Origin of the sequence: Marinomonas posidonica (assembly GCF_043643765.1) — a bacterium.
In the GTDB taxonomy this organism is placed as follows: domain Bacteria; phylum Pseudomonadota; class Gammaproteobacteria; order Pseudomonadales; family Marinomonadaceae; genus Marinomonas; species Marinomonas posidonica_A.
The window spans coordinates 13,935-39,559 of record NZ_JBHZSP010000011.1; the positions used below are offsets into that span (position 1 = coordinate 13,935).

Here is a 25,625-nt window from a genome sequence, read left to right on the forward strand (position 1 = left end):
TACAAATATGCCACTTTATCTCGAAATTATCATTTGTATGTGCCTGCTGATCGGCGGTCTGTTTCTCTTGGTAGGCTCTTATGGCTTAGCACGCTTACCTGACATCTACATGCGCTTACACAGTCCGACAAAAGCCTCGACTCTGGGCATCACAGGGGTGTTAGTCGCGTCTATGATCTATCAAAGTTACTCAAAAGGCTTTTTATCCATTCAAGAGTTTTTGATCACCTTATTTTTGCTCATTACTGCGCCAGTTGCCGCAAACATGATTGCCAAAACCGCGCTGCATCATAGAACCAAAGCCCTTGAGAAAACTCAAGGGCAAGAATTAATGACCAGTATCCGAGAAAGACAAGCGCCTAACTCAACACAAGACGCTGACTAAGCAAAGACGGAATGGCATCTGCCGACATGGGTTTGTAGAAATAATATCCTTGGAATATTTCACAACCTAAGGATGCCAACGTGTCGGCTTGTGATGCCGTCTCCACGCCTTCGGCAACGATCATCAACTCTAGGTTATGTGCCAAATGAATGATGGTTTCGCAAATTTTGGCATCTTCTGTGTGCGTATCACATTCTTCTACAAACGATTGATCAATTTTTAACGTATCCAAAGGCAAACGTTTTAAATAGCTCAAAGAAGAATAACCCGTTCCAAAATCGTCGATGGAAATCTTAATATTGAGGGCTTTTAACTCTCTTAATACCTCAACACAACGTTGAATATCCTGTAACAATACCCCTTCGGTGATTTCAAACTCCAACATACTGCCAGAAATCTGGTACTTTGCTAATCGATCTGCTACATACGGCACCAAAGAGTCCGACACCAAATGACGACCGGACAAGTTCACCGCGACAGGTACCATTTCCAACTCTTGCGCTCGCCAATGACTCATTTGTTTAAGGGCATGATCAATCACCCATTCATCGATTTTGACAATCAAACTCGACTCCTCGGCTATCGGTATAAATTCCGCAGGGGAAATAAAGCCTTTGTCAGGGTGGTGCCAACGTATCAGCGCCTCCAATCCCAGAATACCTTGTCCATCACGACCTACTTTTGGTTGAAACACTAAAGCAAACTGATTTGACGCTAATGCGTCATTAATTTCTTTGTCGAAACCGAATTTTTTCGTCACCACATTAGCCATTTCAGAGGTAAAGAACTGCGCATTATCCCGCCCTTTATCTTTCGCATAATACATAGCAATATCGGCCTGCTGAATGAGCCGATCCGCATTAATACTATTCTGGCTCGAAAAAGTAATACCGATACTGGTTGGAATGGTTAAGTCTTGGGCGTCAAGATTTACTGGCGCTCGCATGGCTTGCAAAATTTTCTCAGCACGCTCCTGTAATAGTGTTTCTGTAACATTCTCCGTCACCATAAAAACAAACTCATCACCACCCCACCGAGCAATCACATCTTGCTCACCCGACACCATAGACAAACGCCGAGCCACTTCACATAGCAATTCATCACCGGCCTTATGCCCCAATGTATCATTGATGATTTTAAAGTTGTCCAGATCCAAAAACAGCAACCCCACTGACGTTTTTTGCTTGGTTGCAAAAAGCAACGCACTGACCAACGCATCCATCAAATAAGTACGATTATAAAGGCCAGTCAAAGGGTCACTGTAAGCCAAGAATTTTAATCTTTCTTGCAATTTAATATGCTTGGTCATATCTCGAATATGCAAGGTAAATTCACTGCCTGAGCTGGTATCTGTATTCGCCTTAGTAATGGCAATTTCTGCTGGAAAATCATGGTTTGGGCTACGCTGTAAACGAAACGGATTGCGGCGATTTAAAATCAAGCCGCTGGACGAAGCAAAACCTGAATTCAAACTTTCAAACGTTTTCTTACGATCCGCCTCCAGAACAAACAAACCAATGAAGCTTTTGCCTTCCACCTGTTTCTTCAAACAACCAAAGGTTCGCTCTGCCGCAGGATTAAATTCGATCACAGAACCGAAGCGGTTAATGGTAACAATGCAATCCATTGACGAGTTTAGAATCGCCGACTTGCGCATTTCACTTTCTTGGAAACGCATTAAGGCATCATCACGCTGAGCAATTTCACTGCTCACACGATCAATGACCTGATTGTATTTACGGGCAATCTGCCCGACTTCGGTAAAGGGCTCTTCTGGTACAGGTTTGGAAAAATCCGCATTGTTCTGTTGATATTGCATAGAAGTCAGCAGATCCAACAATTCTGTTGTGGCTCTGTGTTCTGCCACATTCAAACCTTGCTCCTCTTGTTCTTTGCTGGCCCTTAACGGCATGACGCGATTTAGTAGCCAGATACAAGAGTAGCCAACCAAAAAGCAATAAAAACCAATCATCAACACACCTAACGATTGCACGCCAAGTTGCTGCCAGAAGCCTAAGTCATTATCAATCCGTGCTTGGTCACCAAATATCGCCACACTAAGCGTGCCCCAAACGCCTGCAAATAAATGCGCCGGCACCACATCAAGTGCATCATCCAGCCGCCACGCCTCCATCAACAAGCTACCGTAATAGACAATGACACCGGATACGCCACCAATCAATATGGAATCCCCAGGTGAGACCACATGACAGGACGCGGTAATACCGACCAAGCCCGCAATGGTGCCATTCAATACAAACCCCACTTCCACAAAGCCGTCACGAAGGTAATTTAAACCGGCGGCAATTAAGCCGCCCCAAGCCGCAGAGATAAAGGTGTTCAAGATGATCATAGGCACCTCGTTGGTCAGTGCCAACGTACTGCCACCGTTAAAACCAAACCAACCAAACCAGATCAGCAACGCCCCTAACGCAGACAACGGAAGGTTATTGCCTGGCGGTAAACGAATGCCTTGTTCAAAGCGGCCCAGTCTTGGACCAATCACCATAATCGCAGCCAATGCCACCCAGCCACCAACCGAATGGACGACGGTTGAGCCTGCGAAGTCAATAAAACCTAATTGTTCTAACCAACCTTGTGGCCCATTCGCATCATAAATGCCCGACCATGCCCAGTGCCCAACAATAGGGTAAATTAAAGCACTCAAGATGGCAGTAACGGCCAAATACCCCATAAAGGTCATGCGCTCTGCCACGGCACCAGAGGTTAATGTTGCGGCGGTGCCACAGAACATCATTTGGAAGATAAAGAAACTGATTTGCCATGGCGTATGATCTTCATCAAATGCAAATTCACTGCGGCCAAACACACCAAAAACCGATTCGCCAAACATGATGCCAAAACCAAAACACCAAAATAACGTGGTGGACAAAATAAAATCGGAAATATTTTTGGCCGCCACATTAATGCTATTTTTACTGCGAATTCGACCACTTTCTAAACATAAAAAACCCGCCTGCATTACAAAAACAAATGCGGCAGTGACTAACAACCAAATAAAATCCGTCATGCTCACCCTAAAAAAGTAATAACGCACCAAAATAACACACAAGAAAATTAACGTGACACACAAAATGAACCTTGTGGTTCATTTAAAGAGCAATACAACCTATCAACCAATGTTTTCGGGGGTATAAGGAGCTATTCAATAGTTACGCCAACTCTGTCACTGGTAACATAAAGACCTCTCTCTTACACTTTTTTTGCATGAACAAGGGAAATCTCAATGCCTCCGATTTCCTAACATCAAAGCCGGCTATCTATATTCCAAAAAAGTTTATTTAAGACAATTGTAATAACTAAATCTTTTAAGTATTCTTACCAACAATTAAGAATGACTAGCATTAGAATCTGAGGTTAACATGCAATTTAAGTCAGGCGTTTTCAAAACCATCGTCAGCAGTTTACTACTAAGTGGCGCGGTTCACGCATCCGCAGCCGACCAAACCATCTTGAACACGTCTTACGACATTGCTCGTGAGCTGTTCGCGACTTACAACCCGACTTTTGAAAAACATTGGCAAGAAAAAACGGGGCAAACAATTGAGATCAAACAATCTCATGCGGGATCCTCTAAGCAAGCCAATGCCATCATGAATGGACTTCAAGCGGATGTCGTGACCTTTAATCAGGTCACCGATGTACAAGTGCTGCATGATAAGGCACGCATGATTCCTGAAAACTGGAAAGCTGAATTCCCAAATAACAGCTCTCCTTATTACTCCACTACTGCATTTTTGGTACGTAAAGGTAATCCAAAAAACATCCAAAGCTGGGGTGACCTAGTACGTGATGACGTGGCCTTGGTGTTTCCAAACCCAAAAACCTCTGGTAATGGTCGTTATACTTACCTTGCTGCGTATGGTTACGCACAAAACCATTTTGGCAAGGACAACGAAAGTAACATTGATGACTTCCTAAGCACTTTTCTGAAAAACGTTGCCGTATTTGATACGGGTGGTCGTGGCGCCACAACCACGTTTGTAGAGCGCGGTATCGGGGATGTTTTGATTACCTTTGAATCCGAAGTAAATAACATCCGCAACCAATATGGCGCAGATCAATATGAAGTTGTCGTGCCTAAAACCTCTATCTTGGCTGAATTCCCTGTTGCGGTTGTCGCGAAAAATGCCAAGAAACATGGCACAGAAGCGGTTTCTCACGAATACCTAAACTACTTGTACAGTGAAGCATCACAGCGTTTATTGGCAGGTTTTAACTACCGCATTCATAATGACGTGGTAAAAGCGGAGTTTGCCGACAAATTCCCAGAAGTGACCTTACTAACCGTAGAAGAAATCGCGGGCGGATGGCCAAAAGCGACTAAAGACATTTTCCGTAATGGCGGTAAACTGGATCAACTTCAGCGTCGTTAATCTTTGATTAATGAAAGCTAAGCCGGATACGCTCGCGTGTTCGGCTTTTCTACTTTCTAAACGTCGCTTAGTGACCACTTTTAATTTGGCTATTTCTGTTCGAGATAGATCATTTCAAAGCAAACAGGCAACCTAATGGCAACACATTTAAGCGTGGCGCAAGCCCGACCGAAACACAAACGAGTCCTCCCTGGCTTAGGTCTAAGTCTGGGTACTTCTTTGTTGTTTATCAGTTTGATCATGCTGCTTCCCATGACCGGATTAATCATGCAATCCGTCGACATGGGATGGGATGAATATTGGTATGTCATCACCAACGAACGAGTGGTTGCCAGTTATAAAGTCACACTGTGGGCCGCATTTTTCGCGTCCATTTTTAACGGACTTTTTGGTTTGTTATTAGCCTGGGTATTGGTGCGTTACGAATTCCCAGGACGTCGTGTTCTCGACGCGCTGGTAGACTTACCTTTTGCGTTACCAACTGCCGTCGCCGGTATTACTCTGGCCACACTGTATTCACAAAATGGTTGGTATGGCGATCTATTGGCAAGCCTTGGTATCAAAGTCGCGTACACCCCTGTCGGCATCATTCTCGCCATGGCCTTTACCAGTATTCCGTTTGTTGTTCGTACCGTGCAGCCAGTTTTAGAAGAGCTTTCACCGGAAGAGGAAGAAGCCGGCATGACCCTTGGCGCATCAGATTGGGCGGTGTTTCGACGAGTCATTTTCCCGGCATTATGGCCAGCACTCATGACGGGGATTGCGTTATCCTTTACCCGTAGCCTTGGTGAATTTGGTGCGGTGATTTTCATCGCAGGCAATATGCCGTATGTCAGCGAGATTACCTCTTTGATGATCTTTGTTAGCTTGCAGGAGTTTGATTTTCCAGCGGCCAGCGCCATCGCCTCTGTGGTGTTGATGGCTTCTTTGGTTTTATTGTTTGCCATTAACGTTTGGCAGGCACGTTATTTACGTCGCCTCCATGGTCGATAGGGAGTCGTACTATGTCTAATCGCCCAGGGCAATCTCATCAATTAAGAGTCGGTGATCGCCCTCTTATCAAGTACTCGTTGATCGGCATCACCTTACTGCTGACCATATTACTATTGGTCGTGCCGCTGATCAGCATTTTTCAACAAGCCTTAGTGGAAGGCGTAGGCCACTATTTCGCCAGCCTGCTTGAAGGCGACACCTTGCATGCCATAGGTTTAACCTTATTTGTTGCCTTACTTACTGTGCCAATCAATCTGGTATTTGGCGTTATGTTAGCTTGGTCGGTGACACGCTTTGAGTTTCCTGGGCGTAAACTGCTGATGACCTTAATGGACATCCCCTTCGCAGTGTCACCTGTGGTGGCAGGCTTACTGTATCTATTGCTATATGGCAACAATGGTTGGATCGGTTCTTGGCTGTACGACCAAGACATTCAATTAATGTTTGCTTGGCCCGGCATTGTCATGGTCACGGTTTTCGTTACCTGTCCATTTGTTGCTCGAGAACTCATCCCACTGATGCAACAACAAGGTAGAGAAGACGAAGAAGCCGCCGTTATCTTAGGCGCTTCTGGCTGGCAACTCTTTCGTCGAGTGACCTTACCAAACATCAAATGGGCACTCATTTACGGCGTCATTCTAACCAATGCTCGCGCCGTCGGAGAATTTGGTGCCGTCTCTGTGGTATCCGGCAATATTCGTGGTGAAACCAACACCTTACCACTGCATGTGCAATTGCAATATGAGGATTACCAAGCCGCCGCCGCGTTTGCCAGTGCTTCATTATTAGCCTTGATCGCTTTGATCACATTATTGTTTAAAGCTTACATCGAATGGCGCCAAGAAAAACTTATGCGCAATGAATCAGACCAAGAAAAGCAGGTAGCAAAATGAGCATTCTGATTGACAATATTTCCAAACACTTTGGCTCATTTCAGGCCTTATCCCCCTTATCATTAGACATTAATGAGGGCGAAATGATTGGTCTGCTGGGGCCATCCGGTTCTGGGAAAACCACTCTATTACGCATTATTGCCGGACTGGAAGGCGCGGATTCAGGTCGCATTCAATTTGGTGAACGCGATGTCACCAATCTGCATGTGCGCGACCGGCGGGTGGGGTTTGTGTTTCAAAACTATGCTCTGTTCCGTCATATGACCGTGGCCGATAATGTGGCTTTTGGATTAGAGGTGTTACCCAAGTCTAAACGCCCTAATGCGGCTACTATTCGCAAACGTGTTATGCATTTGCTGGACATGGTTCAACTTGGTCATCTAGCACAACGCTTCCCATCGCAATTATCGGGTGGTCAAAAACAACGCATTGCTTTGGCTAGAGCTTTGGCAACACAGCCTGAAGTTTTACTGCTAGACGAGCCTTTTGGCGCCTTGGATGCGAAAGTCCGTAAAGAGCTACGTCGCTGGTTACGCGGTTTACATGATGAGTTAGGCTTTACCAGCGTGTTTGTTACCCACGATCAAGAAGAAGCCTTAGAACTGTCAGATCGAGTGGTGGTGATGAGTAATGGTCACATTGAACAAATCGATCAACCTGGCGACCTTTATGCCTCACCAAACAGCCGCTTTGTGTTTGATTTTTTAGGCAATGCTAACGTTTTTGATGCCGAGTTTAGTCAGGGCAAATGGCAAAACGATGTGGCCAGCCTACAGCTACCTGATGAGGCACCCAAAACAGCCGGGCAAATATACCTGCGTTCCCATGAATTCCATGTCTCTTCCGTCGCGACAGAACAGGCATTCTTACCATTGAAAGTGGTCGCCATTAACCTAATCGGTGCTGAAGTGAGATTGGAACTGACACCAATTGATTGGCGCAGTGACCACATCTGGGAAGTGGACTTACCTCACAAAGCCTTTGATAAACATTGCTTCGAAAAAGGCCAAACCGTGTTTGTGACACCAAAAGCAGGCTACTTTTTCGCCAATGGTCAGAAAACACCACAACCCGTATACTGGTAGTTTCAAAATGGTTTCACTCTAAGGTAGGACACAATGCAAGCCGCTATTTTTGATATGGACGGACTGTTAATTCACTCTGAGCCCTTTTGGAAGCAGGCGGAACGGGCTGTGTTTTCTGCCTTAGGCGTTCCCATAACGCCTCAGGAAACCGATCTTACCGCCGCCATGACCACACGAGAAGTCACCGAATTCTGGTATCAAAAATACCCATGGACAGGCCTTTCACACAAGGAAGTAGAACAGAGAGTCATTAATCAGGTTAGCCACCTTGTCCAACACCAGGGTGAAGCAATGGCTGGCGTACGAGACATATTGCAAACCTTAACGTCAAAGGGCGTAAAAATAGCGTTAGCTACCAACTCACCCAAAAGCATTATTCCTTCTGTGTTTAAACGCCTAGACATTGGCCACTTCTTTTTGACTTACAGCTCAGCCGATGACGTTCAACATGGCAAACCCAAGCCCGATATTTACTTGCTAACCTTGTCTAAACTTGGTGTAAGAGCGCAAGATTGCCTCTCATTTGAAGACTCAGTCGGGGGCATCAAAGCCTCTCTTGCCGCAGGCATAAAAAGCATCGCAATCCCTCATTCACATGAATTTGACGATGAGAAGTTTAATATTGCCTCACACAAATTGCGCAGCTTATCGGAATTTGATTATTCTCTAGGCCGACAATTGCTGTCTGCTTAAGGCCTCATCAGAGCGACATCAAACTGCGAATATGACAAAAGGCCGCGCGCCCTAAAGCATCAATATTATAACCGCCTTCCAACACTGAAACGATGCGACCATCACAATAGCGTTCAGCCGCTTCTCGGAGTTGATCCGTAATCCAAGTGAAATCGGTTTCATCTAATCTTAACTGCCCCATTGGATCTTCTTTATGGGCGTCAAAGCCTGCGGAGATCATAATTAACTGTGGTTTAAAGTCATCCAGTGCAGGGATTAGCTGATCCAGGATGACCTGCCGAAAAGCCGCACTACCAGAACCAGCTTCAAGTGGCATGTGCAAAATATTGTCATGGGACGCGCCAGGGTCGCTGTAAGGATAGAAAGGATGCTGGTAGCTAGAAGCGTATAGCACTCGTTGATCTTGCTTGAAGATGTCCTCTGTCCCATTGCCATGATGAACATCAAAATCCACAATGGCAATTCGCTCTAAATCGTATTGAGCCGTCGCGTATCTCGCCCCCACGGCAATGTTATTAAACAAACAAAAGCCCATGGCTTTATCAAACTCAGCATGATGACCTGGCGGACGAACAGCACAAAACGCATTATCGACTTGTTGTGTCATCACCATATCCACCGCTTTCACCACCGCGCCCGCGGCATACAAAGACGCCTCTAACGTATGCGGCATCATAATCGTCTCGGCTTCCAGCTCCACCTGCCCTTCCTCAGGTGCACGAGCAAAAATGCTGTCCACATAATCTGGCTGATGAGTCGCGACTAACTGCTCTCGTGTTGCTGTTGGCGCTTCTACATGGCGTAAGAAATCCATCAACTGACCATTGATCAAACGATTCTGAATGGCGCCCAAACGCTGAGGAGACTCGGGATGATCTGCGCCCATATTGTGCTTATCACACTGAAAATGAGTTATGTAGGCCGTTGTCATGTGGTTCCAATTTAAGAGAATGGTTGTGAAATAAACTTGCTCTATATCAAGCCATATTCACATCAAAGCCGTCTACCCTACCATAGTCTACAATTCTTACTTTCGTTATGTATGCTATTGTTTAGTGAAAACACGCACCAGCTAATTGGCGTCCAAAAGGATACCTAAGTAGCTAATCCTATATATTTATACAGAGGTCAGCGTGCTTTTATTGGAAACACGCTTCACTATCCAACACCGAACATTAAGGCAAGGAGATAACACCGTGACTCAACACGCATTACAGCCACTGCTTGCCCCTAAATCCATGGCCATACTCACTGGTGACGACCCAGATAATGCGCTATTGCTGGCATTATTGAACTCGTTATCACAAGCACCAAAATCCTGCCCTGTTCATTTAGTCGGTGTGGCCCCCAGCCAGTCCTGTGATTTTCCTCATAGCGCCTCTTTAAGCGAACTAACGGCAACCGTCGACCTGGCGGTGTTAGTTGGTCATTACCCTAATACCAGCATGCAAGAGATCATTGCCGACTGCGGCAAAGCCAATATTCACTCCTTGTTAATGTTATCGTGGACAGACACCTCGGCAGACGAACTCACAGAAGCCCTTCGTGAACACAATGTTCGCCTACTCGGCCCGAACAGCTTTGGCATTTGTCGACCTAAACAAGGGGTATTTGCATGGCTGGGGTTAACCCAACCATTGAGTGGCAAACTTGCCCTTATGTCGCAATCAGGCACCGTCGCCAGTGCCTTAGTGGACTGGGCCAGCTGGCAAGGCATTGGCTTTTCACAAGTCGTCGCCATGGGATCGCCTGTTGATGTGATGCCATCACAGGTCTTAGATTACTTATCTCGAGATTTCGATAGCCAAGCCATTTTAATGTATCTGCAAAAAATAGGACGCCCGACACGCTTTCTTAGTAGTTTACGAGCAACAGGACGAAGCAAGCCTGTTGCCGTGGTCACAGAGCATGCTATTGGCGCTGATCAACGGGTTCTGGATGCCGCCCTCAGTCGCACCGGTGCCGTTCGCGGCAGACGTTTGAACGACCTAATTGCCGCCGCTTCGGTGATGACCAATGCAAGACGGGTCAAAGAAGGCTCTCTACTCATCATAGGCAACGGTGCCGGCCCAGGGGAACTGGCCGCCCAACGTGCCATGGAATTAGGCATTGATTTATTAACGCCTGAAGGGCCACTGCAGCAACAACTAGAACAGACGATGGCAGGACGCGGTGGCATTGGCACTGTCACCACAGTTTGGGCCAGTAGTGCTACGGACCTGTTTATTAATCTCGCGGCCGATGCCCTCAACAGTGAAGCCTGTGGCGCAGTATTACTCACCTTAAGCCCCACCGCATTGATCGACATCGATTCACTTTATGCGCTAATCACACAACTGCATCGACAACAGAAAAAACTGGTTATGGTGTGCTTACTCGGTGGTGGTGGCATGACGAAAATGCGAACGCGCATAAATGAAGCTGGTATCCCGACTTTTAGAACGCCAGAAACCGCGATCGAAGGCTTTCAGTTTCTCGTCCAGTTTCAACGCAACCAACTGTTGGCAAAACAAGCCGCCGACAGCCACGCTTTTCGTTTTCAAATAGACGTCAATCAAGCCAGTAGACAGCTCACCAAGCTCCACAAACGTCCATCGCCAAGTCTGGGATTAGATGATCTAAAAGACATCTTTGAACTCTTTCATATTCGACTAACCTCCAGACGACAAGCCCACCATCTGCTGGCAGCGCCTTTGCACATTCGAGTATTTCAAGACCCAGTATTTGGACCGGCTATTGGCTTAGCGTTGGAAGGAGCACAACAACACCAACAAGCCGAGGCCGTTGCCTTGCCACCATTAAATACCCTACTGGCAAAAGACCTCATCCAACGAGCCTTACCAAATGAAACCTCTTATGAATTAGAAGGCTTATTACGCAACCTGTCGACTCTTGTCTGCGAGCTGCCCGAAATTGACCATTTAGATCTAGCCGATGTTCGTCTCCATGATAGCGGCAGTCTGTATGCCGATGTCAGCGCCAGCCTGAAAGACAGCAAACACCTACGGCGTTATGAGCATCTGGCCATCCAACCCTACCCTAGGCAATGGGTCAGCGAGTTGTCACTCAAAAACGGCGAACAAGCGACTGTTCGTCCGGTGCTTCCAAGAGACTCAGGCATCATGGCGGATTTTGTACGGAATATGTCACATGAAACCCGCTACTTCCGCTTTATCTCAAACATCGAAGAGCTCACACCTCGCATGCTGGCGACCATGTCACACATAGATTACGACCGAGAAATGGCCTTGCTTGCGGTTATTAAGCGAGAAGACTCTGACCTACTGATTGGCACCGCTCGTTATATTGATAACTTTGACGACCAGAGCTGTGAATTCGCCGTTGTTTTAGGAGACGAGTTCCAAGGTCTAGGCTTAGCCTCCTACCTGATGCGACAACTGTTCTTAGTCGCCTATGACAAAGGGTTAAACGTCATGAAAGGCATTGTCTTAGCGGAAAACAAACGCATGATCCAATTCTGTAAACACCTAGGCTTCCAGATTCAAAGAGACCCAGATGACATCAGCCAAGTCATTGCCACCATCAAGCTCACGAAAACCCTCATCAAAGACATAGGTGCTTGATGAAGGGAATCGCTGCAATGCCATTTCGAACCAAACATTGCAACGAGCAAAAGTCAGCCATTTTTTAATCGTTGCAACTGGCAAGACTCAGTACATCAGATCTGCGAAAAGCATTACGCTTCATAAAAGGAGGTGTATCGCCACTTGTTAGATGGCATTTCTAGGTGGGTTTAAATCGTGGAATGGCTTTGCTGTGACAATGTTGGCAAATGACTCGCGTGGCTAACTCCCCTAAGTTTTGGATATATCAGAAAAAGTATGGCGTTATTCAGTAAAGGAGGACCTATGAAAAATATCATAGTTCAAATGATAATGAACTTTTTACTCTTATGTTTTAGTACCATGGTGTTTAGTGAAGAAAGCCAAAACGACTGTGGCTTAAGTTCGGTAAAACAACAATTTTCAGATCTCACTTTTGTTGGCCCTCTAACAATTGATGAGACACAGTCTATGTATTCAGCAGATATTTCAGAGAATGAAACAGAACAGATGGCGTTTGATTGGAATATTCTGATAAAAAGGGCATCAGAATCCGCAGCAGGCTGTGTTTATTTTTTCTCAACAGATGAAGAAAGCTGGAACTTGTTGAGAGGTATTAAAGGTTTTACTTTGATAGAAAATGGTAAAGCGTTAGATATGATCATCACCTCTAAAAGCTAATCATTCATTGAAGAAATGGTTTCGGTGCTGAAATCGAATTGACCTTTGTTCAGATGTCCAGAAAACTTCTTCATGCCTTCCCTCGATCAAAAAACAATTTATAAACCGCTGTTTGAGAAAGCTTACATGCCTCTCAAACAGCGGTTTTTTTTGTATCAATGCAATCAAGTTAACAACTGATCCACACCCATCAAAGTGGCCAGTTTCAAAACCGCTTCTTTATAGACATGATCTTCTGCCTTAGTAATGAACTGGGCTTTGCGCTGTTTCCAATCCAGCGTTTGCACACCGTTTGACACAACCACAGAAGGTTTGTTCAGGGCATCGCCAAGCGGCACTTCCAACATACCACCGCGAATACTGGTGCTGATCGGCAAACAGATAATCATTCCCGTCTGCTGGTTTAACGCCTGAGAGGACAGCACCATCGCGGGCCGCAATTTGCCGATTTCTCGCCCTTTTTTGGGCTCGAAATCCAACCAAACAATGTCCTTTCGGTCCGGTACATAATGGCTCTGCATCACACTAATATCCTTTTATTCCGTCATCAGGCTAATCAAGCCATTCATTGTCATCAAAGGCCGCCAATTCATCCGTGTGGGCATTATTTTTATCAATACCCGCTAATAGCTCTGACTCTGAATAAGGCCAAGCGTTGGCGCTTTTATCGACCACCGGCTTGATCAACAAACCATCTGGCAAAATTTCATAGGTCACTTTACTGCCTTGATGTAGGTTCAGTGCTTCAGCCGTGACCGCATTGATGCGCAATGCCAGGCTGTTGCCCCATTTTTTTACTTCAGCATCAATGTTCATACCTTCACCTCAATGTTAACCACATCAGCCAAGTATATACATTGGATATACATATTGCAAAATACTCAGTCTTGTTTTTCCTCTGATTTCACTAAGCCCTGACCCAATTGATTCTGCACAACTTCAATACACAAACTCAAACCACGATAAAAAGAAGCCGAACGTTCTTCTCTTTGAAAAGACAACTCATGGGTACTGGAGCGCAAAAAAACTCAGCATGCACTATATAAATAAATACAGAACATGAGAAAGCCACTCTAAGTTTCTGCAACTCACTTTCAAGGCCTAACTTCGAGAGTTAATAAAGGAACTTATATTTATCAACTATTTCTGACATTAAGATGCCATTTCCTTTGCTGTAGAAATCAACACTGTCATCGCATCATCAATAAGCAGGAAAGTCTCTCTTCCACCTCCCACTTCAACACACCATTTTCCTGATGCATTTCGTTCGTTGTAGAACAGAGTAACGATAGGACGCTTGTACCGATTGCCATTTTTTAATAGCTTGTAAACTTTAAGAACAGCACCTTCATAATGAAAATCTACCTTGTCCATTTCGGCTTTTTTCATTTGTTGACTCAATCGAACTAAAGATGACTCTATGGTCGCTTTAACTTCATCCTCGGTGTTCATAGTGAGCCCAGGCTCGACTTGTTTTGTTGAATCGGTAAATTGAGAGAAATTAGCACCTATATGTCCGACGCCTTCCTTCGACTTAACCCATCCCCCATGTCGTTTTTTAAGCGTTAATGCCCTTTTAAAACACAATACTGAAAAGATCAAAAGTCCCAAAATAACTAAGGTTATTGTACTGCCATCCATGCCTGCACCTCTTGCTTAACTTCAATACATTGTCCTTCTTACAAATGTATTATTTAACAAATATAATACAAGATGGCTCAAAGACACATCAACCATCAACCAAGCGCTCTAACCACTCCACTCTGGGCATTCTAGAAAGCCCATTCAAAATTTAAATTTCAATGTCGAAGCAAACGAACGTTACGTCAAAGACGAAGAATATGACATTCAATATAAAATCGCTGCAGAACAATCTGAGTACCTACCCTACTTTTTTGAACTCACGTACCTAATTACTTCAAGAGGTGTTGAAACATTAGACCTCAGAACATCACACATCAATCCTGACCCTATAAATGGCGGGATTTTAGTAACTCGCAGAAAGGGAAGTAAGAAAAATTTTATTGAATGAACAGAGCGACTTTATAAAGCTTACCAAGCTGCTGTAAAAATGCTAAAGGATCACAATGCATACGGTGAAGACGTTCCATTAATCATCAGCTCAACCGGACACAAGCTCAGCATGTCGGGTTTACGAACAGCCTTACACCGCTTAAAAGATACAATGGAAGAAAGAGGCTTAAAAGATACGTTTTGGACATTACACCTTCTAAAGTCGAAAGGCGTATCAGATGCTGAAAGTGATCATATTGCTGGCCATAAAACCGAGAGTATGAGGAATAAATACAAGACAAAAATCGAACGATTTAAAGCAGCAAGGTAGCGTTTGTTCCTAATTAGGAACAAATTAGGCAAAAAAAAACCTGCTTAAAAAGCAGGTTTCCTTTAATCATGGTGCCCAGAGACGGAATCGAACCGCCGACACGAGGATTTTCAATTCTGTATTTAATCTAATAACTTCAATAAGTTAAGATGTTTTTTTGTGCCCAACTTTGAAAATTATTTTCCATATAAATCAATAGGTTAGTATTTTTTGTACCTATGCTTTTAGCATGATATTGATATTGATTTGAACCATCACAAGAAGATTGCTAATCTTTAGTCAGCAAGGATTGCTACTGAATTGAACCTCTAGACACAGTAAAAGGATGTACTTATGAACAAAGTAGAAATACAACTACTCGCAGAACAAGCCCTCGGACTCACTCCAGACCAAGCAGACGCCCTGATCGATAGCGGGGAAGATTACGACACCCCGCTTAAAGAACGCTTTGGTGTCGACCTAGTAACCTTTGGCAGAATCGCTAACGCCCTTATCCCACTAACTCCAGTGATAGAGCAGCCAAAAACACATCAATTGATACACGCCTTTGTTGAATTCCAAAACGGACGCGGCACGATAATAGCTGGCCAAGCCTTAAATATAACTCCTATCTACACTTGAGAAAGGAAAAGTAGCCCTATATTAAAACCTACTATCAATTCCGATAGTGGATTTAGCGAGGAAATATTATGTCAGACGACAAATCGAAAGTCGGATCTCCAGATAACATCAGAATAGACATTAACGATCCATCTGAAGTAAGAAATTGGTGCAGCTCTTTAGGTTGCACTCAAGGTGCATTAATACTAGCAGTAAATGCTGTTGGTACTTATGCATCAGACGTTAGAAAATATCTATCTTGATAATCATTATAGTATGTAAGGAAAAATAAGTGTTGTGATGATTTTTGGATTAAGATCTAAAACTTAAAAAGCCCTCAAATTATGAGGGCTTTTTAATAATGCTTATCTTCAAGTTTATCTTTCAACTTCAGTATGTCTAAAAACTGATCTGCGCCATACAATAAAATTTTCACTATCAATTTAATTTGAACTAGGCCAAGAAAAACTAAAATTGAAAATGATACACCTTTAAGAACACTTGCATATTGAATAAAGAAATTTATCTTAGATAACGCATGATAAAGAAATATCTGTGCAATACAAAAGAATAGAATTATACAACTGACTGTTATAATCCCACTTAAATCTTCGATTTTCTTTACTATATGCCCAGTACTTTCCCATTTTGGTATTTTTTCTTCCAACTCTTTCTCTGCATCTAATTTCATTAAAGACAGCCAAGCTCCCATGATACCAAAGATAATAGCTGAAACTGTCGTCATGCTAGCCCCAATAGATGCCTGATCGGAACCCTTAATTTGCATACCTGGCCAAAAAGCTGATACAGAAATGATTAAAAAAATAAATGTTAGAAAGTAATTAAATCGACGAAGAAAATCATCGTCCGAAATTTTTTTACCAATAAATACAAGAAGTTTATTACCTATAGACATAATATCACCCCCTCTATAAGTTAGATTATAGCATATAAACTAACTAAGAATTAAGGAAGCTACCCGCTTTATCAAACAACTTTTTATGAAGATCTAATAGCACTGGAAACTCTCTATTTTTCGCTTCAGTTTGGACACTCATCTTATCACTAAACTTTCTATAAGTTTTATCTAGCCAATACTCTTTCGGATCTTTATGGATTTTAAATCCAACATTAAAAGCTTCCCCTTCAGAAAACTCTTCAAAATTATTTTCCAACTCAATAATTTCACTTACGTCTAACCCATTAAGAATAGGAATAACAACCTCCATTTCTTTTCTATTGTCTAAATCATCATTCCCCAACTTAAAATCAGCAAACATTTGTCTAAAATAATTTAGTTTCGAATTGGCATGATTCATAATTTTTTCAGGCTGTCTAAACTTATAAGTTAACTTATAAATATCTCTAGATTTATCTTTTACGACTTGTAATTCTGGGTCGCCAGTTTCTCTTGACCACTCTAGCCTAGATACTAAATTTGAATTTGGTACTCGACCTTCTGTACCTTTTGGCTTTTCTGAGAAAGAAGAACCACCATCTTCTTTCATCAAATAACCAGTTTCGTAATTTATATAAGCATTTAGATAAGCTTTCATTTTAGGAGTAGATACAGGATTTTTATCAGTACCTATATGGCGAAGCTGAACAGGTGCAAAGCGGTTCTTCTCAGGTACAAAAATAAAATAAGCCATATATCCTGCAATATCATCATCTGTAAGATTCGCTTTTGCATCGGTAGGCACAACATTTTTTATAGGCTTACTACGTGAGAGTTTATTAATGCTATTTTTCCCTTTAGCCATCGCAACCCAAAATGCAGCAAGAAAAGTACCTTTATACTCAGTAATGTTGTAACAATAAATCCTAGATGAGTCTGCAATTCCGCTTGGGCATGTGTTACCAAAAGGTCGATCAGAGTCTACTGCCCACTTCTTAATTTCTCGTAGCAATTCATCTATAAGTAGAGCTTTTGCAGGTTCATTACGAAGAATTCTTTGTTGATTACCCTGAAGTGTTGACTCATATAACCCACACTTTTCTAATTTATACAAAGACATTTCTATTTCAAAATCACTTGATGCCAAGGGATATCCTCCATGATTTGGGATATGAAAATTTAAGGATATGGTTAGTATCTCTATAACCGTTTGATTTGTCATCATTTGAAAACATTTTATTGACTAAATACTGACAAGCCATGCTTTGGCTTGCTAATCTGGAAGGCGGGTCATTGAGGGAACGAGCATGCAGAGGAAAAGCAGGTCTGATGTTCGCTGTGAGATCGCAGACGAGGCGATTAAAGAAGAACACTACGACTGGCATCGCTCGGTGGATTTAGCCATCAAGCAGTATAAGGCGTGGGGAGAACACTCTGTCAGCGAATTGGATGACTTGATTGATATTGTTCGCCGTAAGATTAAAAATGAAGAAAAGCGGAAGTCACAAATAAAGCTAGAACAGTATAGGAAATTAAGAGGGTAGCTTTTCATCAGCCCAAACATTATAAAAATATCAACATCATTAATTAAATCGAGATTTCAAATGCTATCAAAAATCATACGCTTACTTTTTCCTTCTAACGTTCAAATTAATTCTATAAAAGCTAATGATAATTTAACAGAAATTGAAAGTGACATGAAGATTCGGACATTGAATGCATATTTTCTAGACGAATTAGAGATCGAATCAATAATCCCTAAATCTAAGTATACTCTCGTTTTGGCCCACCTAAATCATGAATCAAAATTAACTGATTCAATCATTTCATCAGAATTTCAAGTAAATGAAGAAGAAATAAAACATATCAACAAAGTAGTAAGAGATATATATTATAAAGGTTCATGTGAAAAAGCATGGGATGATAATTTCATTAAATCGCATAAGTCTGGAATAAAAGAAGCAATACTAAGAAGCTCTGGAACTAACAATCACTGTGACTACTGTCGCTCTAGGTTTGATAAGAAAATAGATTTAAGCATAAATACATTCTTCGATTTCAAAAAAAACTGCATGTGTATTCCGTATAAAAAATCACATTTAGAACCCATTATTACGTTTGATTAATATCCATTAATAAATTCTTAAGAACTTCGAATTTTTATAGTATTTTTCCCTTCATATGCATCTTTGAATGGAACGTCAAAAGGTAGGTTTTTTTTCAGGTATGATTTTGCGTTTTCTGTCATACGACAACCAAAAATGATAGATTTAATCCATTCTGGTTGATACTTAACAAGCACAAAATTATCGCCTTTTTTAGCTATCAAACCCTCCATAGTATTACTAAGCTGGAAACGATATTCTGATTCGTATTTCCAATCATCAAGTTTTAACCTTAACGCCTCCCATATTTCATCTCCGGCGCTATCTTTATAATGGTAGCCCGTATGTTGACCTTAGAATGTCGAAAACATCAAACTTGGCTATTTCAGATTCATATCTGACCTTGTCTGCATTGATAAATTCAGAACTCCATTCGATGCAAAACCCTTTATGAGAATTAGCATAATGAGACCACATAAGATTACTATCCGGCTTGTCCGTAAGACAGTAATATAAATATCTATCAAAAACTCTTGATATTTCCTGTTCAACAGCTAAATATTTTTCTTCCCAATCTTCACCTAAAAAATCTCGCTTAAAGTCAGACCTCATTTTTGCATTCATTTCACTTGCCAGTTTTTTAAGTTTCGCTCTAGTAGGTCTAATAAAGTCAATTTTCGAATCAAACAAATCATTAAAATTATGTCTATTCGAAAATACTGCATGTGAATTAATTAAGTTCTCTATTGATCTCTCATTTTCAAAATTATCACTATAGATTGGGCAATACTTGTAAAGGCTATCAGGTCTCATATTATTCCTTAGTCAATTTAGCTCAACATCCCAATCAACCTAGACACACCTACACCAATCACACCACTAACCGTTGGGTTTTCAAGGAGCTTCATTAGCATTCCTTTTGCTTCTTTATCGCCGGATGCCGCTACTTTTTCAACGAGCTCTTGCATGTTGATGGTGATATTTTGAATGTTGTCGTTACCAAATTGAGCTTGTTGTGTGGTCACTGGTCCATTAAAAGTAAAATGACTATTTGAGGTAGTTTCTTCCTTTTCCGTTTTCATGATTTTTACGTGCCCTAGGAATGATAACTCCCCCGACAAAGGAGAAAGAAAGCCTAACGACTTGAGATCACTTTGACCTGCCATGTTTGAAATCATTTTTTTTGAAATCATATAATTCAAATGCACATCAAACATTTCAGTAGGTTTTTTATTGCTCTCACATACAATGACGCCTAACTTTTCAACTTCAGAAAGATATGCAGACAATGTGAGAATATTTCCATCATCTAACGGGCTTAAGAGCTTAACTAGGTATTCTTGATCAATTTTCATATTAGAATCGACTCATGTATGAACTACCACTAATAGCCACTCGATCTTTTGATTGAGCCTCTGCAGTGCCAAAATTATTTTTGCAGGTTGCACAATTCCACCAACCATCTCTATAGTTTTGCAATCGAATGTTCTTCTTGTCGCTATCATGACACTGCTGGCAAAATGGTCCATCTTTCTTTCCACCGTCTATCATCCAGTAAAAAGGAGCTTCGTAAGTTAATTTAGCTTTTTCTTCTAGATCTTCTTCAAGTTTTTTAACTTTCACCTTTAGGTCCAAGTTCTCTTCTTGAAGCTCAAGCGTCGCTTCCCGAAGCTCCATAATTCTCTCTAGTGCCTCTACTGTGGCACCTTTATCGAGCAAGTCTGAAATGTCTTTGTATTTAGGTATCACTTCCATTACCTCCCTCTAGCTAATCAGACAATAACTTTACTATGTTTTATCTGTGGTCATTTGTCATTAGTTGAAAACATTTTTATTGACTTCTTTTTCCTACCATCCTATCGTTTACGTGTGTTGGCAAAATCCAACATGAGAGTTTGGAAGCTCTGAATTTAAGAGAACGCACATCACCGCCGCGTTGCGGTTTTTTTGTGCCATAATGCAAGCGTTATGGTGGCTGTGTGTGGTGAGGCCTTGTGCCTGCCAGGTTCTCTTGACTGGTCTTCCAACTCTGCACGCAGTCACCACCCATGTTTGGAAGCATGAGTAGTGGCTTAAACTTCTATCAAGAGATTTAAACCATGAATAACACTATTGTTCGTTCACAGCACCACCACGTCCTTTTGCCGTCTATCGGCTCCCGCTTTGCTCCATCACCCTATAAAATTGGCATTGGCCGCATCGTCGCGGTTTGCGTCGAAAGCGACGAACCACTCTTTGTGCAAACGCCGAATGGCGCCATCTTTTCTATCGGCGGTTTGTCCGATCGACAAAAGCAACAACTCCTTACCCTGTTACCCGATCTCATCCATACCCGTGTCCGCTTTCAGTACAGTCGACAAAATGACCTTGGCCAAGCAGTCGATGCGATATTTCAAACCCTGCTCATCGAGGGCGACACCCGCCACAGAGCCAGCTCAGTCGTGTTTAATACCGGATTTAACAACATGCAAGGAGTACAGCATGGGTAAGCCAGACAAAGATTTAGCACAAGACTTCCACATGGATCGCGTGAACTTGGACATAACCACGTCTGATGAGATAAAGCGCCAAATACACCATATGTCGTTTGGGATCGATGCATTAGATGGACTAGGAATGATGGCGGCTCATGCCATTGAAGACGACATAGGCGTAACAGGTGAACAAATCGCTAGCTTGTTGAAGTGCGTGGAATACAGTTTATTGACGACGCAAAGGAAGATCATTGCGGCCATAGACGAAAACGATGGTAACACCCACTAACTAGCGAACATATCCCGCTGCAGAGCCTGCCTTTCTTCGATCGGCAGGCTTTTTATTAGGGCAATGGCCATTTGTTGTGTGGTGTGTCGAGGTGGGTTTAAATCATGGGAGTGGCTAAGTTTATAAACAAAGCTGGCACCACAGTGTTTGGTGTTGGTGCATTGGCAATATAGGTCTTTTACCGTGGCCGTCAGCTCATTGCTCGACGTAATCAAGGCTTTGCTGTAACAATGTGGGCAAATGACTCGCATGACGTTATCCCCTAAGTTTTGGATATTTTAGCAAAAATAAGGGGATATGACAGGGCAACTCCTCTCCTCCATTAGAAGTAAACAAAAAAGATTACTATCAAGCTTTACAAGGTAAACATATTTGTTTACTATTTGTATTGTTATTTTGACAAGGAGACAAGGTGAAGCAAAGTGAATTCAGACGGCAATTAGAAAAGATGGGAGTAGAGGTTAAGAAAGGCACAAACCACCTAAAGCTCTACTACGAAGATAAACGATCAGTAATGCCAAGACACCCAAGTAAAGAAATACCAGAAGGCACAAGACAGGCAATACTGAAACAGCTAGGAATAAAGTAACCCGCAAGGGTTATTTTATTCGATGTAATTGAGTTAATACCAATTCTAAGCCGCAAAGGTGGCTTAGAAAAATAGCATATGAAACGCGCATGGGCGTTTATATAAATATAGGATTTATTGCTATGAAATACCCAGTCACAATTGAAAGAGACGGAAATGGCTACAGCGTTAGTTTTCCTGATATTCCAGAAGCGTTAACCTGTGGCGACACTTACGAAGAAGCTTTAGCCGAAGCAGAAGACGCCTTGGTTACCGCTTTTGAGTTCTATTTTGAAGACGAACGCTCGGTACCGCTACCGTCTAAAGTAACCAGTGAATCCGTGAGCGTGCCTTTAAGCGTTTGGAGCAAAGTGCTTCTACTGAACGCGATGCTTGAAGAGCATGTTTCTCAATCGGAACTGGCCAAACGTATCGGTAAAAAGAAGCAGGAAATGCAACGTATTATCAACCTTGGCCATAATACGAAAATCGATACGTTGGTAAGCGCTTTAGAAGCATTAGGTAAGAAAATAAACTTCTCTGTCGTCTGAGTTTGTTTTTTCGCACCTTGTTAAATTAGCCCCTCACATGAGGGGTTTTTTTATATCTTTTCGCTCACTTTGTTCATCCATAATATTCATCGGCAAAACTAATCCCCTTAAGTAAAACCAACTTATTTACAGTCGTTTTAGACGAGTAGAAGAGTAAAAATGAATTTAGCATTAGCTTTACCTTATGAAGACAAGGTATCAAACCAAACAATATGGAGAAACAATATGGCTGGTGACTTATTAATTGAAAACTTATCTCTTGATGATAAAAATACTTTTGAGGCAGCTGGTGCAACTATTCAGAAGGCGATATACCATAGTGATAAAGCATGGCGACAGTATGAGAACGTCCTGATTGAAAGATTGAATAATCCTGGCCCATCTGCTCGCGGCGATTTACCCGCGCACGCTTATATACGATTTGATGCTAATAATGCTGGAATGGTAGATGCATACTGTAACAGCAGGATAAATAAAGCAAAACTCAACAATGCACTAGTAAAACTCTCTAGACCTCTAGGAATCGTTAGTGCCAACCCAAACCTTGCAAATTGGCCAGGTAATGGGGATTGGGATAGCGCAGCCAACATACTATTAACTGCACTGGCCAACGGCTCTGTAGTAATAGAATATTATAAACAAGATAACTCACCAGTCATAAATGTCTTTGGCTATGATAATGATTGGGGAAAATACCCTGAGTAATCATTGACAACTGCCATTAAAGCACCTCTTTTGAGGGGCTTTTTTATACCTCATTACATGGCACTTTCACCGTGCCATTTGGGCTCTCCAAAGCTCACTGCGCCAGCACCTATGTGCTGGTTTATCTCTAAAAACGGTTGCTGTAGGGCGCTGACTTCCAGTTCGTGGTAAACCCGCATGATCTTCTCTATGTCTCCAAAGCCGCCGTTGGTTTCTGGCATGATGCCCGATAGGCCCGGCTGCATGCGGTGCATGGAGAGGATTTCATCTCGGGTGATGTTCTTTATCCGCTCGAATTCGTCTTTGGTACCTATGTCGCCCACTGGGATGATTTGCACCGGCTCTTTGGCTTGGGATTTACCAATATTTAAGAACAACAATCGGAAGTTACCAGGGCCTTTTGAGGACTGTACTTTTTTCTGTATGGCTTTGGCGGTTTCTTCGTCTAAGTCGGCATCGTTGGTCACTAAATGGAAAGAATGTGAAATAAGTATAAGACAAAAACGGAACGTTTCAGAGCGACTGGATAACCCTTTGTGCCCATTTAGGCACAAATTAGGCAAAAAAAAACCCGCTATAATAAGCGGGTTTCTTTAATCATGGTGCCCAGAGACGGAATCGAACCGCCGACACGAGGATTTTCAATCCTCTGCTCTACCGACTGAGCTATCTGGGCAAGTGGGGCGTATTATAGAGAAACCTTTTTTATGGTCAATACTTTTTTTTGAAAAAAACATAAAAACTTAGTTTTCGCCGATTGTCTGGTATTATCTCTGAATATCAAGGAGATAAATTCATGCTACACATTGTACTTTACCAACCTGAAATTCCACCTAATACCGGCAATGTTATCCGCCTTTGTGCCAACACGGGCTACCACCTTCATCTGATCGAACCTTTGGGTTTTGAGTTAGAAGATAAAAAGCTACGTCGTGCAGGCTTGGACTACCATGAGTTCACACGCTTAAAACGCTACCCTGACTTTCAAGCGTTTCTTGATCAAAACGAGACGGGCACTGTGTATGCGCTGACCACAAAAGGCAGTCATACGCACAGTGAAGCGGAATTTGTGGAAAATGATGTTTTGGTGTTTGGCCCGGAAACACGAGGTCTGCCTGCTGACTTTATTGAAGCTTTACCACCAGCACAACGCTTACGTCTGCCCATGCAAGCTAATTCACGTAGTTTAAATCTTTCCAACACCGTAGCCGTGATGGTTTACGAATCTTGGCGACAACTCGACTACGCTATGCCCAGTGAAATGAACGATTAGGAGCCCAATGAATTCTCTTAGCCTCCTGTTAAAACGGAAAAACAGCCGTCGCCAATTTCGTAAGGAAGTGCACCTTCACGAAACCACGGACTTAAAAAAGCGCCTGCTGCTGTTAGCGGGCGTCATTGCACTTCATAGTCTCGCCATGGTGTTGTTTGAAGATTTGGACTGGTGGCAAGCATTTTGGCTCACCATGACGTCAGCCAGCACAACCGGTTATGGGGATTTATCCGCCGTTAGCTTCTGGGGGCAGTTTTGCACCATCGTATTAATTTATGGAATGGGCATTACCCTGCTAGCACAAATTGCCAGTGACTATGTTGAACTCAGATTAATGCGTAAAGAAATGCGCATCAAAGGCCGAATGAGGTGGGACCATATGCAAGATCATATTCTTATCATCAACACACCCAAATATGACGCAGAACGCTATCTGGGTCTCTTGGTGAATCAAATTAATCAAACACCTGAATTAGCCGATACGCCCATTCAAATTCTCACCACAGCCTTTCCGGATGGTTTACCAAACGACCTTAGATTACAAGGCGTGGTTCATCATACTGGCGATGCGTTGGAAGATGGCATGTTACTCTCCGCTGGCATACAAAATGCCAAATACGTGATTGTGCTATCACCCGATAGCCGCAACAATCATTGCGATAGCTTAATTTTTGATGCCTTACATAGGATTAAGCAGATAGGTTCGTCTGCCTTTCTACTGGTCGAAGCCATTAATGACAGTAATCGTCCTCGTTTCAAGACGGCTGGTGCGAATGCGGTGATTCGTCCGATTCGAGCCTACCCAGAAATGCTAGTACGATCTTTGATCGCACCAGGCACTGAGCAAGTATTGGAAGATTTATTTCGACATCAAGGGGATCATACCATTCGCCTAGATATCAGTTTGTCGGATGTGAGCTGGGCCCATGTGGTCTCAACGCTCATTCTAAAAGACATTGGCACGGCGTTAGGTTATGTGAAGCAAGGTGGCGACATTGTCACTCACCCTCAGTCCAAAGAATTAATTGACGCTAAAGGTCTGATCATTCTTGTCAATGACAATCAAACGTTACCAGAGGTTGAGCAGATTCGACGTTTGTTTGCTTAAATCACTCACATCAAGCTGAG

At 42.7% G+C, this 25,625-nt stretch carries 34 protein-coding genes and 1 tRNA gene; 20 read left to right on the forward strand and 15 right to left on the reverse strand.

The window, feature by feature from the left end; translation table 11 throughout:
- Positions 1 to 7 precede the first annotated feature (7 nt).
- Positions 8 to 385: a Na+/H+ antiporter subunit G gene (locus ACHUFM_RS13045; protein WP_394182658.1), complete on the forward strand. Its 378-nt coding sequence runs from the start codon at positions 8 to 10 to the stop codon at positions 383 to 385.
- Here the strand turns inward: ACHUFM_RS13045 and amt are convergent.
- Positions 360 to 3,416 carry an ammonium transporter gene (gene amt / locus ACHUFM_RS13050; RefSeq protein WP_394182659.1) on the reverse strand — a complete coding sequence of 1,019 codons (3,057 nt, stop codon included), beginning with the start codon at positions 3,414 to 3,416 and terminating at the stop codon, positions 360 to 362. The two genes, ACHUFM_RS13045 and amt, sit on opposite strands and share 26 nt — an antisense overlap.
- Positions 3,417 to 3,768: 352 nt before the next feature.
- Here amt and cysP point away from each other — a divergent pair, with 352 nt between their 5' ends.
- The 5 genes from cysP (at position 3,769) to hxpB (ending at position 8,446) form a co-directional block, all read left to right on the forward strand.
- Positions 3,769 to 4,782, forward strand: coding sequence for a thiosulfate ABC transporter substrate-binding protein CysP (cysP, locus tag ACHUFM_RS13055; protein WP_394182660.1), 1,014 nt, complete (start codon positions 3,769 to 3,771; stop codon positions 4,780 to 4,782).
- Positions 4,783 to 4,917: 135 nt separating this feature from the next.
- Entirely contained in the window at positions 4,918 to 5,775 is an 858-nt protein-coding gene (gene cysT / locus ACHUFM_RS13060; RefSeq protein WP_063332810.1) for a sulfate/thiosulfate ABC transporter permease CysT, read from the forward strand.
- A gap of 11 nt (positions 5,776 to 5,786) precedes the next feature.
- Positions 5,787 to 6,668, forward strand: a complete 882-nt coding sequence (gene cysW / locus ACHUFM_RS13065; RefSeq protein ID WP_394182661.1) for a sulfate ABC transporter permease subunit CysW — start codon at positions 5,787 to 5,789, stop codon at positions 6,666 to 6,668.
- On the forward strand, positions 6,665 to 7,753 hold the full coding sequence (locus tag ACHUFM_RS13070; RefSeq protein ID WP_394182662.1) for a sulfate/molybdate ABC transporter ATP-binding protein: 1,089 nt from the start codon (positions 6,665 to 6,667) through the stop codon (positions 7,751 to 7,753). Before cysW ends, ACHUFM_RS13070 begins: the two co-directional genes overlap by 4 nt.
- Before the next feature lie 33 nt (positions 7,754 to 7,786).
- Positions 7,787 to 8,446 (forward strand): hexitol phosphatase HxpB, encoded by a 660-nt coding sequence (gene hxpB / locus ACHUFM_RS13075; RefSeq protein ID WP_394182663.1) that lies wholly within the window; start codon positions 7,787 to 7,789, stop codon positions 8,444 to 8,446.
- Positions 8,447 to 8,453: 7 nt separating this feature from the next.
- On the opposite strand, the gene ACHUFM_RS13080 is transcribed toward hxpB, so the two are convergent.
- Entirely contained in the window at positions 8,454 to 9,377 is a 924-nt protein-coding gene (locus tag ACHUFM_RS13080) for a histone deacetylase family protein (protein WP_394182664.1), read from the reverse strand.
- Between the two features lie 265 nt (positions 9,378 to 9,642).
- On the opposite strand from ACHUFM_RS13080, the gene ACHUFM_RS13085 reads away from it, so the two are divergent.
- Positions 9,643 to 12,030, forward strand: a complete 2,388-nt coding sequence (locus ACHUFM_RS13085) for a bifunctional acetate--CoA ligase family protein/GNAT family N-acetyltransferase (RefSeq protein WP_394182665.1) — start codon at positions 9,643 to 9,645, stop codon at positions 12,028 to 12,030.
- A gap of 285 nt (positions 12,031 to 12,315) precedes the next feature.
- Positions 12,316 to 12,690 (forward strand): hypothetical protein, encoded by a 375-nt coding sequence (locus ACHUFM_RS13090; RefSeq protein WP_394182666.1) that lies wholly within the window; start codon positions 12,316 to 12,318, stop codon positions 12,688 to 12,690.
- A gap of 164 nt (positions 12,691 to 12,854) precedes the next feature.
- Here the strand turns inward: ACHUFM_RS13090 and ACHUFM_RS13095 are convergent, their stop codons facing one another.
- The 4 genes from ACHUFM_RS13095 to ACHUFM_RS13110 all read right to left on the reverse strand — a co-directional run bounded on the left by ACHUFM_RS13095 (position 12,855) and on the right by ACHUFM_RS13110 (position 14,331).
- Positions 12,855 to 13,211: a type II toxin-antitoxin system PemK/MazF family toxin gene (locus ACHUFM_RS13095; RefSeq protein ID WP_394182833.1), complete on the reverse strand. Its 357-nt coding sequence runs from the start codon at positions 13,209 to 13,211 to the stop codon at positions 12,855 to 12,857.
- Between the two features lie 31 nt (positions 13,212 to 13,242).
- Positions 13,243 to 13,506: an AbrB/MazE/SpoVT family DNA-binding domain-containing protein gene (locus tag ACHUFM_RS13100; protein ID WP_394182667.1), complete on the reverse strand. Its 264-nt coding sequence runs from the start codon at positions 13,504 to 13,506 to the stop codon at positions 13,243 to 13,245.
- A 65-nt stretch (positions 13,507 to 13,571) separates the two neighbouring features.
- The gene (locus ACHUFM_RS13105) at positions 13,572 to 13,712 is read right to left on the reverse strand and encodes a hypothetical protein (RefSeq protein WP_394182668.1); all 141 of its coding nucleotides are present in this window, start codon (positions 13,710 to 13,712) and stop codon (positions 13,572 to 13,574) included.
- A 130-nt stretch (positions 13,713 to 13,842) separates the two neighbouring features.
- Positions 13,843 to 14,331, reverse strand: a complete 489-nt coding sequence (locus ACHUFM_RS13110) for a hypothetical protein (RefSeq protein ID WP_394182669.1) — start codon at positions 14,329 to 14,331, stop codon at positions 13,843 to 13,845.
- A 430-nt stretch (positions 14,332 to 14,761) separates the two neighbouring features.
- Here ACHUFM_RS13110 and ACHUFM_RS13115 point away from each other — a divergent pair, with 430 nt between their 5' ends.
- The 3 genes from ACHUFM_RS13115 to ACHUFM_RS13125 all read left to right on the forward strand — a co-directional run bounded on the left by ACHUFM_RS13115 (position 14,762) and on the right by ACHUFM_RS13125 (position 15,897).
- Complete coding sequence (locus tag ACHUFM_RS13115; protein ID WP_394182670.1) at positions 14,762 to 15,034, forward strand: site-specific integrase; 273 nt, start codon at positions 14,762 to 14,764, stop codon at positions 15,032 to 15,034.
- A 333-nt stretch (positions 15,035 to 15,367) separates the two neighbouring features.
- On the forward strand, positions 15,368 to 15,655 hold the full coding sequence (locus tag ACHUFM_RS13120) for a hypothetical protein (protein WP_394182671.1): 288 nt from the start codon (positions 15,368 to 15,370) through the stop codon (positions 15,653 to 15,655).
- A 68-nt stretch (positions 15,656 to 15,723) separates the two neighbouring features.
- Positions 15,724 to 15,897 (forward strand): DUF3606 domain-containing protein, encoded by a 174-nt coding sequence (locus ACHUFM_RS13125; protein ID WP_394182672.1) that lies wholly within the window; start codon positions 15,724 to 15,726, stop codon positions 15,895 to 15,897.
- A 92-nt stretch (positions 15,898 to 15,989) separates the two neighbouring features.
- Here the strand turns inward: ACHUFM_RS13125 and ACHUFM_RS13130 are convergent, their stop codons facing one another.
- Complete coding sequence (locus tag ACHUFM_RS13130; protein ID WP_394182673.1) at positions 15,990 to 16,550, reverse strand: hypothetical protein; 561 nt, start codon at positions 16,548 to 16,550, stop codon at positions 15,990 to 15,992.
- 43 nt (positions 16,551 to 16,593) lie between these two features.
- Entirely contained in the window at positions 16,594 to 17,679 is a 1,086-nt protein-coding gene (locus ACHUFM_RS13135; protein ID WP_394182674.1) for a hypothetical protein, read from the reverse strand.
- 160 nt (positions 17,680 to 17,839) lie between these two features.
- Between ACHUFM_RS13135 and ACHUFM_RS13140 the strand changes: the two genes are divergently transcribed.
- A complete protein-coding gene (locus tag ACHUFM_RS13140) occupies positions 17,840 to 18,076 on the forward strand; it encodes a hypothetical protein (protein WP_394182675.1) in 237 nt (78 codons plus the stop codon).
- A gap of 60 nt (positions 18,077 to 18,136) precedes the next feature.
- Positions 18,137 to 18,658 (forward strand): hypothetical protein, encoded by a 522-nt coding sequence (locus ACHUFM_RS13145; protein ID WP_394182676.1) that lies wholly within the window; start codon positions 18,137 to 18,139, stop codon positions 18,656 to 18,658.
- Between the two features lie 17 nt (positions 18,659 to 18,675).
- On the opposite strand, the gene ACHUFM_RS13150 is transcribed toward ACHUFM_RS13145, so the two are convergent.
- The 4 genes from ACHUFM_RS13150 to ACHUFM_RS13165 all read right to left on the reverse strand — a co-directional run bounded on the left by ACHUFM_RS13150 (position 18,676) and on the right by ACHUFM_RS13165 (position 20,392).
- Positions 18,676 to 18,861, reverse strand: a complete 186-nt coding sequence (locus ACHUFM_RS13150) for a hypothetical protein (protein ID WP_394182677.1) — start codon at positions 18,859 to 18,861, stop codon at positions 18,676 to 18,678.
- Between the two features lie 103 nt (positions 18,862 to 18,964).
- Positions 18,965 to 19,450: a DUF2971 domain-containing protein gene (locus ACHUFM_RS13155; protein WP_394182678.1), complete on the reverse strand. Its 486-nt coding sequence runs from the start codon at positions 19,448 to 19,450 to the stop codon at positions 18,965 to 18,967.
- Between the two features lie 17 nt (positions 19,451 to 19,467).
- Positions 19,468 to 19,992 (reverse strand): hypothetical protein, encoded by a 525-nt coding sequence (locus ACHUFM_RS13160; protein ID WP_394182679.1) that lies wholly within the window; start codon positions 19,990 to 19,992, stop codon positions 19,468 to 19,470.
- A gap of 1 nt (position 19,993) precedes the next feature.
- A complete protein-coding gene (locus ACHUFM_RS13165) occupies positions 19,994 to 20,392 on the reverse strand; it encodes a hypothetical protein (protein ID WP_394182680.1) in 399 nt (132 codons plus the stop codon).
- Positions 20,393 to 20,778: 386 nt separating this feature from the next.
- On the opposite strand from ACHUFM_RS13165, the gene ACHUFM_RS13170 reads away from it, so the two are divergent.
- Positions 20,779 to 21,126, forward strand: a complete 348-nt coding sequence (locus tag ACHUFM_RS13170; protein WP_394182681.1) for a hypothetical protein — start codon at positions 20,779 to 20,781, stop codon at positions 21,124 to 21,126.
- Positions 21,119 to 21,400, forward strand: a complete 282-nt coding sequence (locus ACHUFM_RS13175; protein ID WP_394182682.1) for a hypothetical protein — start codon at positions 21,119 to 21,121, stop codon at positions 21,398 to 21,400. The genes ACHUFM_RS13170 and ACHUFM_RS13175 overlap by 8 nt, the downstream gene beginning before the upstream one ends.
- On the opposite strand, the gene ACHUFM_RS13180 is transcribed toward ACHUFM_RS13175, so the two are convergent.
- Positions 21,397 to 21,651, reverse strand: a complete 255-nt coding sequence (locus ACHUFM_RS13180; protein WP_394182683.1) for an ogr/Delta-like zinc finger family protein — start codon at positions 21,649 to 21,651, stop codon at positions 21,397 to 21,399. The genes ACHUFM_RS13175 and ACHUFM_RS13180 overlap by 4 nt on opposite strands.
- A gap of 161 nt (positions 21,652 to 21,812) precedes the next feature.
- On the opposite strand from ACHUFM_RS13180, the gene ACHUFM_RS13185 reads away from it, so the two are divergent.
- From ACHUFM_RS13185 to ACHUFM_RS13195, 3 genes are all read left to right on the forward strand, one after another.
- A complete protein-coding gene (locus tag ACHUFM_RS13185) occupies positions 21,813 to 21,989 on the forward strand; it encodes a type II toxin-antitoxin system HicA family toxin (RefSeq protein ID WP_394182684.1) in 177 nt (58 codons plus the stop codon).
- A 122-nt stretch (positions 21,990 to 22,111) separates the two neighbouring features.
- Positions 22,112 to 22,519 carry a type II toxin-antitoxin system HicB family antitoxin gene (locus ACHUFM_RS13190; RefSeq protein ID WP_394182685.1) on the forward strand — a complete coding sequence of 136 codons (408 nt, stop codon included), beginning with the start codon at positions 22,112 to 22,114 and terminating at the stop codon, positions 22,517 to 22,519.
- Positions 22,520 to 22,678: 159 nt separating this feature from the next.
- Positions 22,679 to 23,224, forward strand: coding sequence for a hypothetical protein (locus ACHUFM_RS13195; RefSeq protein ID WP_394182686.1), 546 nt, complete (start codon positions 22,679 to 22,681; stop codon positions 23,222 to 23,224).
- 53 nt (positions 23,225 to 23,277) lie between these two features.
- Here the strand turns inward: ACHUFM_RS13195 and ACHUFM_RS13200 are convergent, their stop codons facing one another.
- Positions 23,278 to 23,787, reverse strand: coding sequence for a hypothetical protein (locus tag ACHUFM_RS13200; protein ID WP_394182687.1), 510 nt, complete (start codon positions 23,785 to 23,787; stop codon positions 23,278 to 23,280).
- A 37-nt stretch (positions 23,788 to 23,824) separates the two neighbouring features.
- A tRNA-Phe gene (locus tag ACHUFM_RS13205) sits at positions 23,825 to 23,900 on the reverse strand.
- 120 nt (positions 23,901 to 24,020) lie between these two features.
- Between ACHUFM_RS13205 and trmL the strand changes: the two genes are divergently transcribed.
- Together trmL and ACHUFM_RS13215 are read left to right on the forward strand one after the other, a co-directional pair.
- Positions 24,021 to 24,497, forward strand: coding sequence for a tRNA (uridine(34)/cytosine(34)/5-carboxymethylaminomethyluridine(34)-2'-O)-methyltransferase TrmL (trmL, locus tag ACHUFM_RS13210; protein ID WP_394182688.1), 477 nt, complete (start codon positions 24,021 to 24,023; stop codon positions 24,495 to 24,497).
- A gap of 7 nt (positions 24,498 to 24,504) precedes the next feature.
- Entirely contained in the window at positions 24,505 to 25,605 is a 1,101-nt protein-coding gene (locus tag ACHUFM_RS13215; RefSeq protein WP_394182689.1) for a potassium channel family protein, read from the forward strand.
- Positions 25,606 to 25,625 lie beyond the last annotated feature (20 nt).

Coding starts and splice junctions, on each gene's coding strand:
- amt (WP_394182659.1), bottom strand. CDS start 3,416: ATGACGGATTTTATTTGGTTGTTAGTCACTGCCGCATTTGTTTTTGTA.
- cysW (WP_394182661.1), top strand. CDS start 5,787: ATGTCTAATCGCCCAGGGCAATCTCATCAATTAAGAGTCGGTGATCGC.
- trmL (WP_394182688.1), top strand. CDS start 24,021: ATGCTACACATTGTACTTTACCAACCTGAAATTCCACCTAATACCGGC.
- ACHUFM_RS13160 (WP_394182679.1), bottom strand. CDS start 19,992: ATGAAAATTGATCAAGAATACCTAGTTAAGCTCTTAAGCCCGTTAGAT.
- ACHUFM_RS13090 (WP_394182666.1), top strand. CDS start 12,316: ATGAAAAATATCATAGTTCAAATGATAATGAACTTTTTACTCTTATGT.
- ACHUFM_RS13120 (WP_394182671.1), top strand. CDS start 15,368: ATGAACAAAGTAGAAATACAACTACTCGCAGAACAAGCCCTCGGACTC.
- ACHUFM_RS13165 (WP_394182680.1), bottom strand. CDS start 20,392: ATGGAAGTGATACCTAAATACAAAGACATTTCAGACTTGCTCGATAAA.
- ACHUFM_RS13125 (WP_394182672.1), top strand. CDS start 15,724: ATGTCAGACGACAAATCGAAAGTCGGATCTCCAGATAACATCAGAATA.
- ACHUFM_RS13100 (WP_394182667.1), bottom strand. CDS start 13,506: ATGAACATTGATGCTGAAGTAAAAAAATGGGGCAACAGCCTGGCATTG.
- ACHUFM_RS13215 (WP_394182689.1), top strand. CDS start 24,505: ATGAATTCTCTTAGCCTCCTGTTAAAACGGAAAAACAGCCGTCGCCAA.
- cysT (WP_063332810.1), top strand. CDS start 4,918: ATGGCAACACATTTAAGCGTGGCGCAAGCCCGACCGAAACACAAACGA.
- ACHUFM_RS13140 (WP_394182675.1), top strand. CDS start 17,840: ATGCAGAGGAAAAGCAGGTCTGATGTTCGCTGTGAGATCGCAGACGAG.
- ACHUFM_RS13175 (WP_394182682.1), top strand. CDS start 21,119: ATGGGTAAGCCAGACAAAGATTTAGCACAAGACTTCCACATGGATCGC.
- ACHUFM_RS13110 (WP_394182669.1), bottom strand. CDS start 14,331: ATGGATGGCAGTACAATAACCTTAGTTATTTTGGGACTTTTGATCTTT.
- hxpB (WP_394182663.1), top strand. CDS start 7,787: ATGCAAGCCGCTATTTTTGATATGGACGGACTGTTAATTCACTCTGAG.
- ACHUFM_RS13045 (WP_394182658.1), top strand. CDS start 8: ATGCCACTTTATCTCGAAATTATCATTTGTATGTGCCTGCTGATCGGC.
- ACHUFM_RS13115 (WP_394182670.1), top strand. CDS start 14,762: ATGCTAAAGGATCACAATGCATACGGTGAAGACGTTCCATTAATCATC.
- ACHUFM_RS13130 (WP_394182673.1), bottom strand. CDS start 16,550: ATGTCTATAGGTAATAAACTTCTTGTATTTATTGGTAAAAAAATTTCG.
- ACHUFM_RS13195 (WP_394182686.1), top strand. CDS start 22,679: ATGAATTTAGCATTAGCTTTACCTTATGAAGACAAGGTATCAAACCAA.
- ACHUFM_RS13095 (WP_394182833.1), bottom strand. CDS start 13,211: ATGCAGAGCCATTATGTACCGGACCGAAAGGACATTGTTTGGTTGGAT.
- ACHUFM_RS13145 (WP_394182676.1), top strand. CDS start 18,137: ATGCTATCAAAAATCATACGCTTACTTTTTCCTTCTAACGTTCAAATT.
- cysP (WP_394182660.1), top strand. CDS start 3,769: ATGCAATTTAAGTCAGGCGTTTTCAAAACCATCGTCAGCAGTTTACTA.
- ACHUFM_RS13190 (WP_394182685.1), top strand. CDS start 22,112: ATGAAATACCCAGTCACAATTGAAAGAGACGGAAATGGCTACAGCGTT.
- ACHUFM_RS13155 (WP_394182678.1), bottom strand. CDS start 19,450: ATGAGACCTGATAGCCTTTACAAGTATTGCCCAATCTATAGTGATAAT.
- ACHUFM_RS13070 (WP_394182662.1), top strand. CDS start 6,665: ATGAGCATTCTGATTGACAATATTTCCAAACACTTTGGCTCATTTCAG.
- ACHUFM_RS13080 (WP_394182664.1), bottom strand. CDS start 9,377: ATGACAACGGCCTACATAACTCATTTTCAGTGTGATAAGCACAATATG.
- ACHUFM_RS13180 (WP_394182683.1), bottom strand. CDS start 21,651: ATGCGAGTCATTTGCCCACATTGTTACAGCAAAGCCTTGATTACGTCG.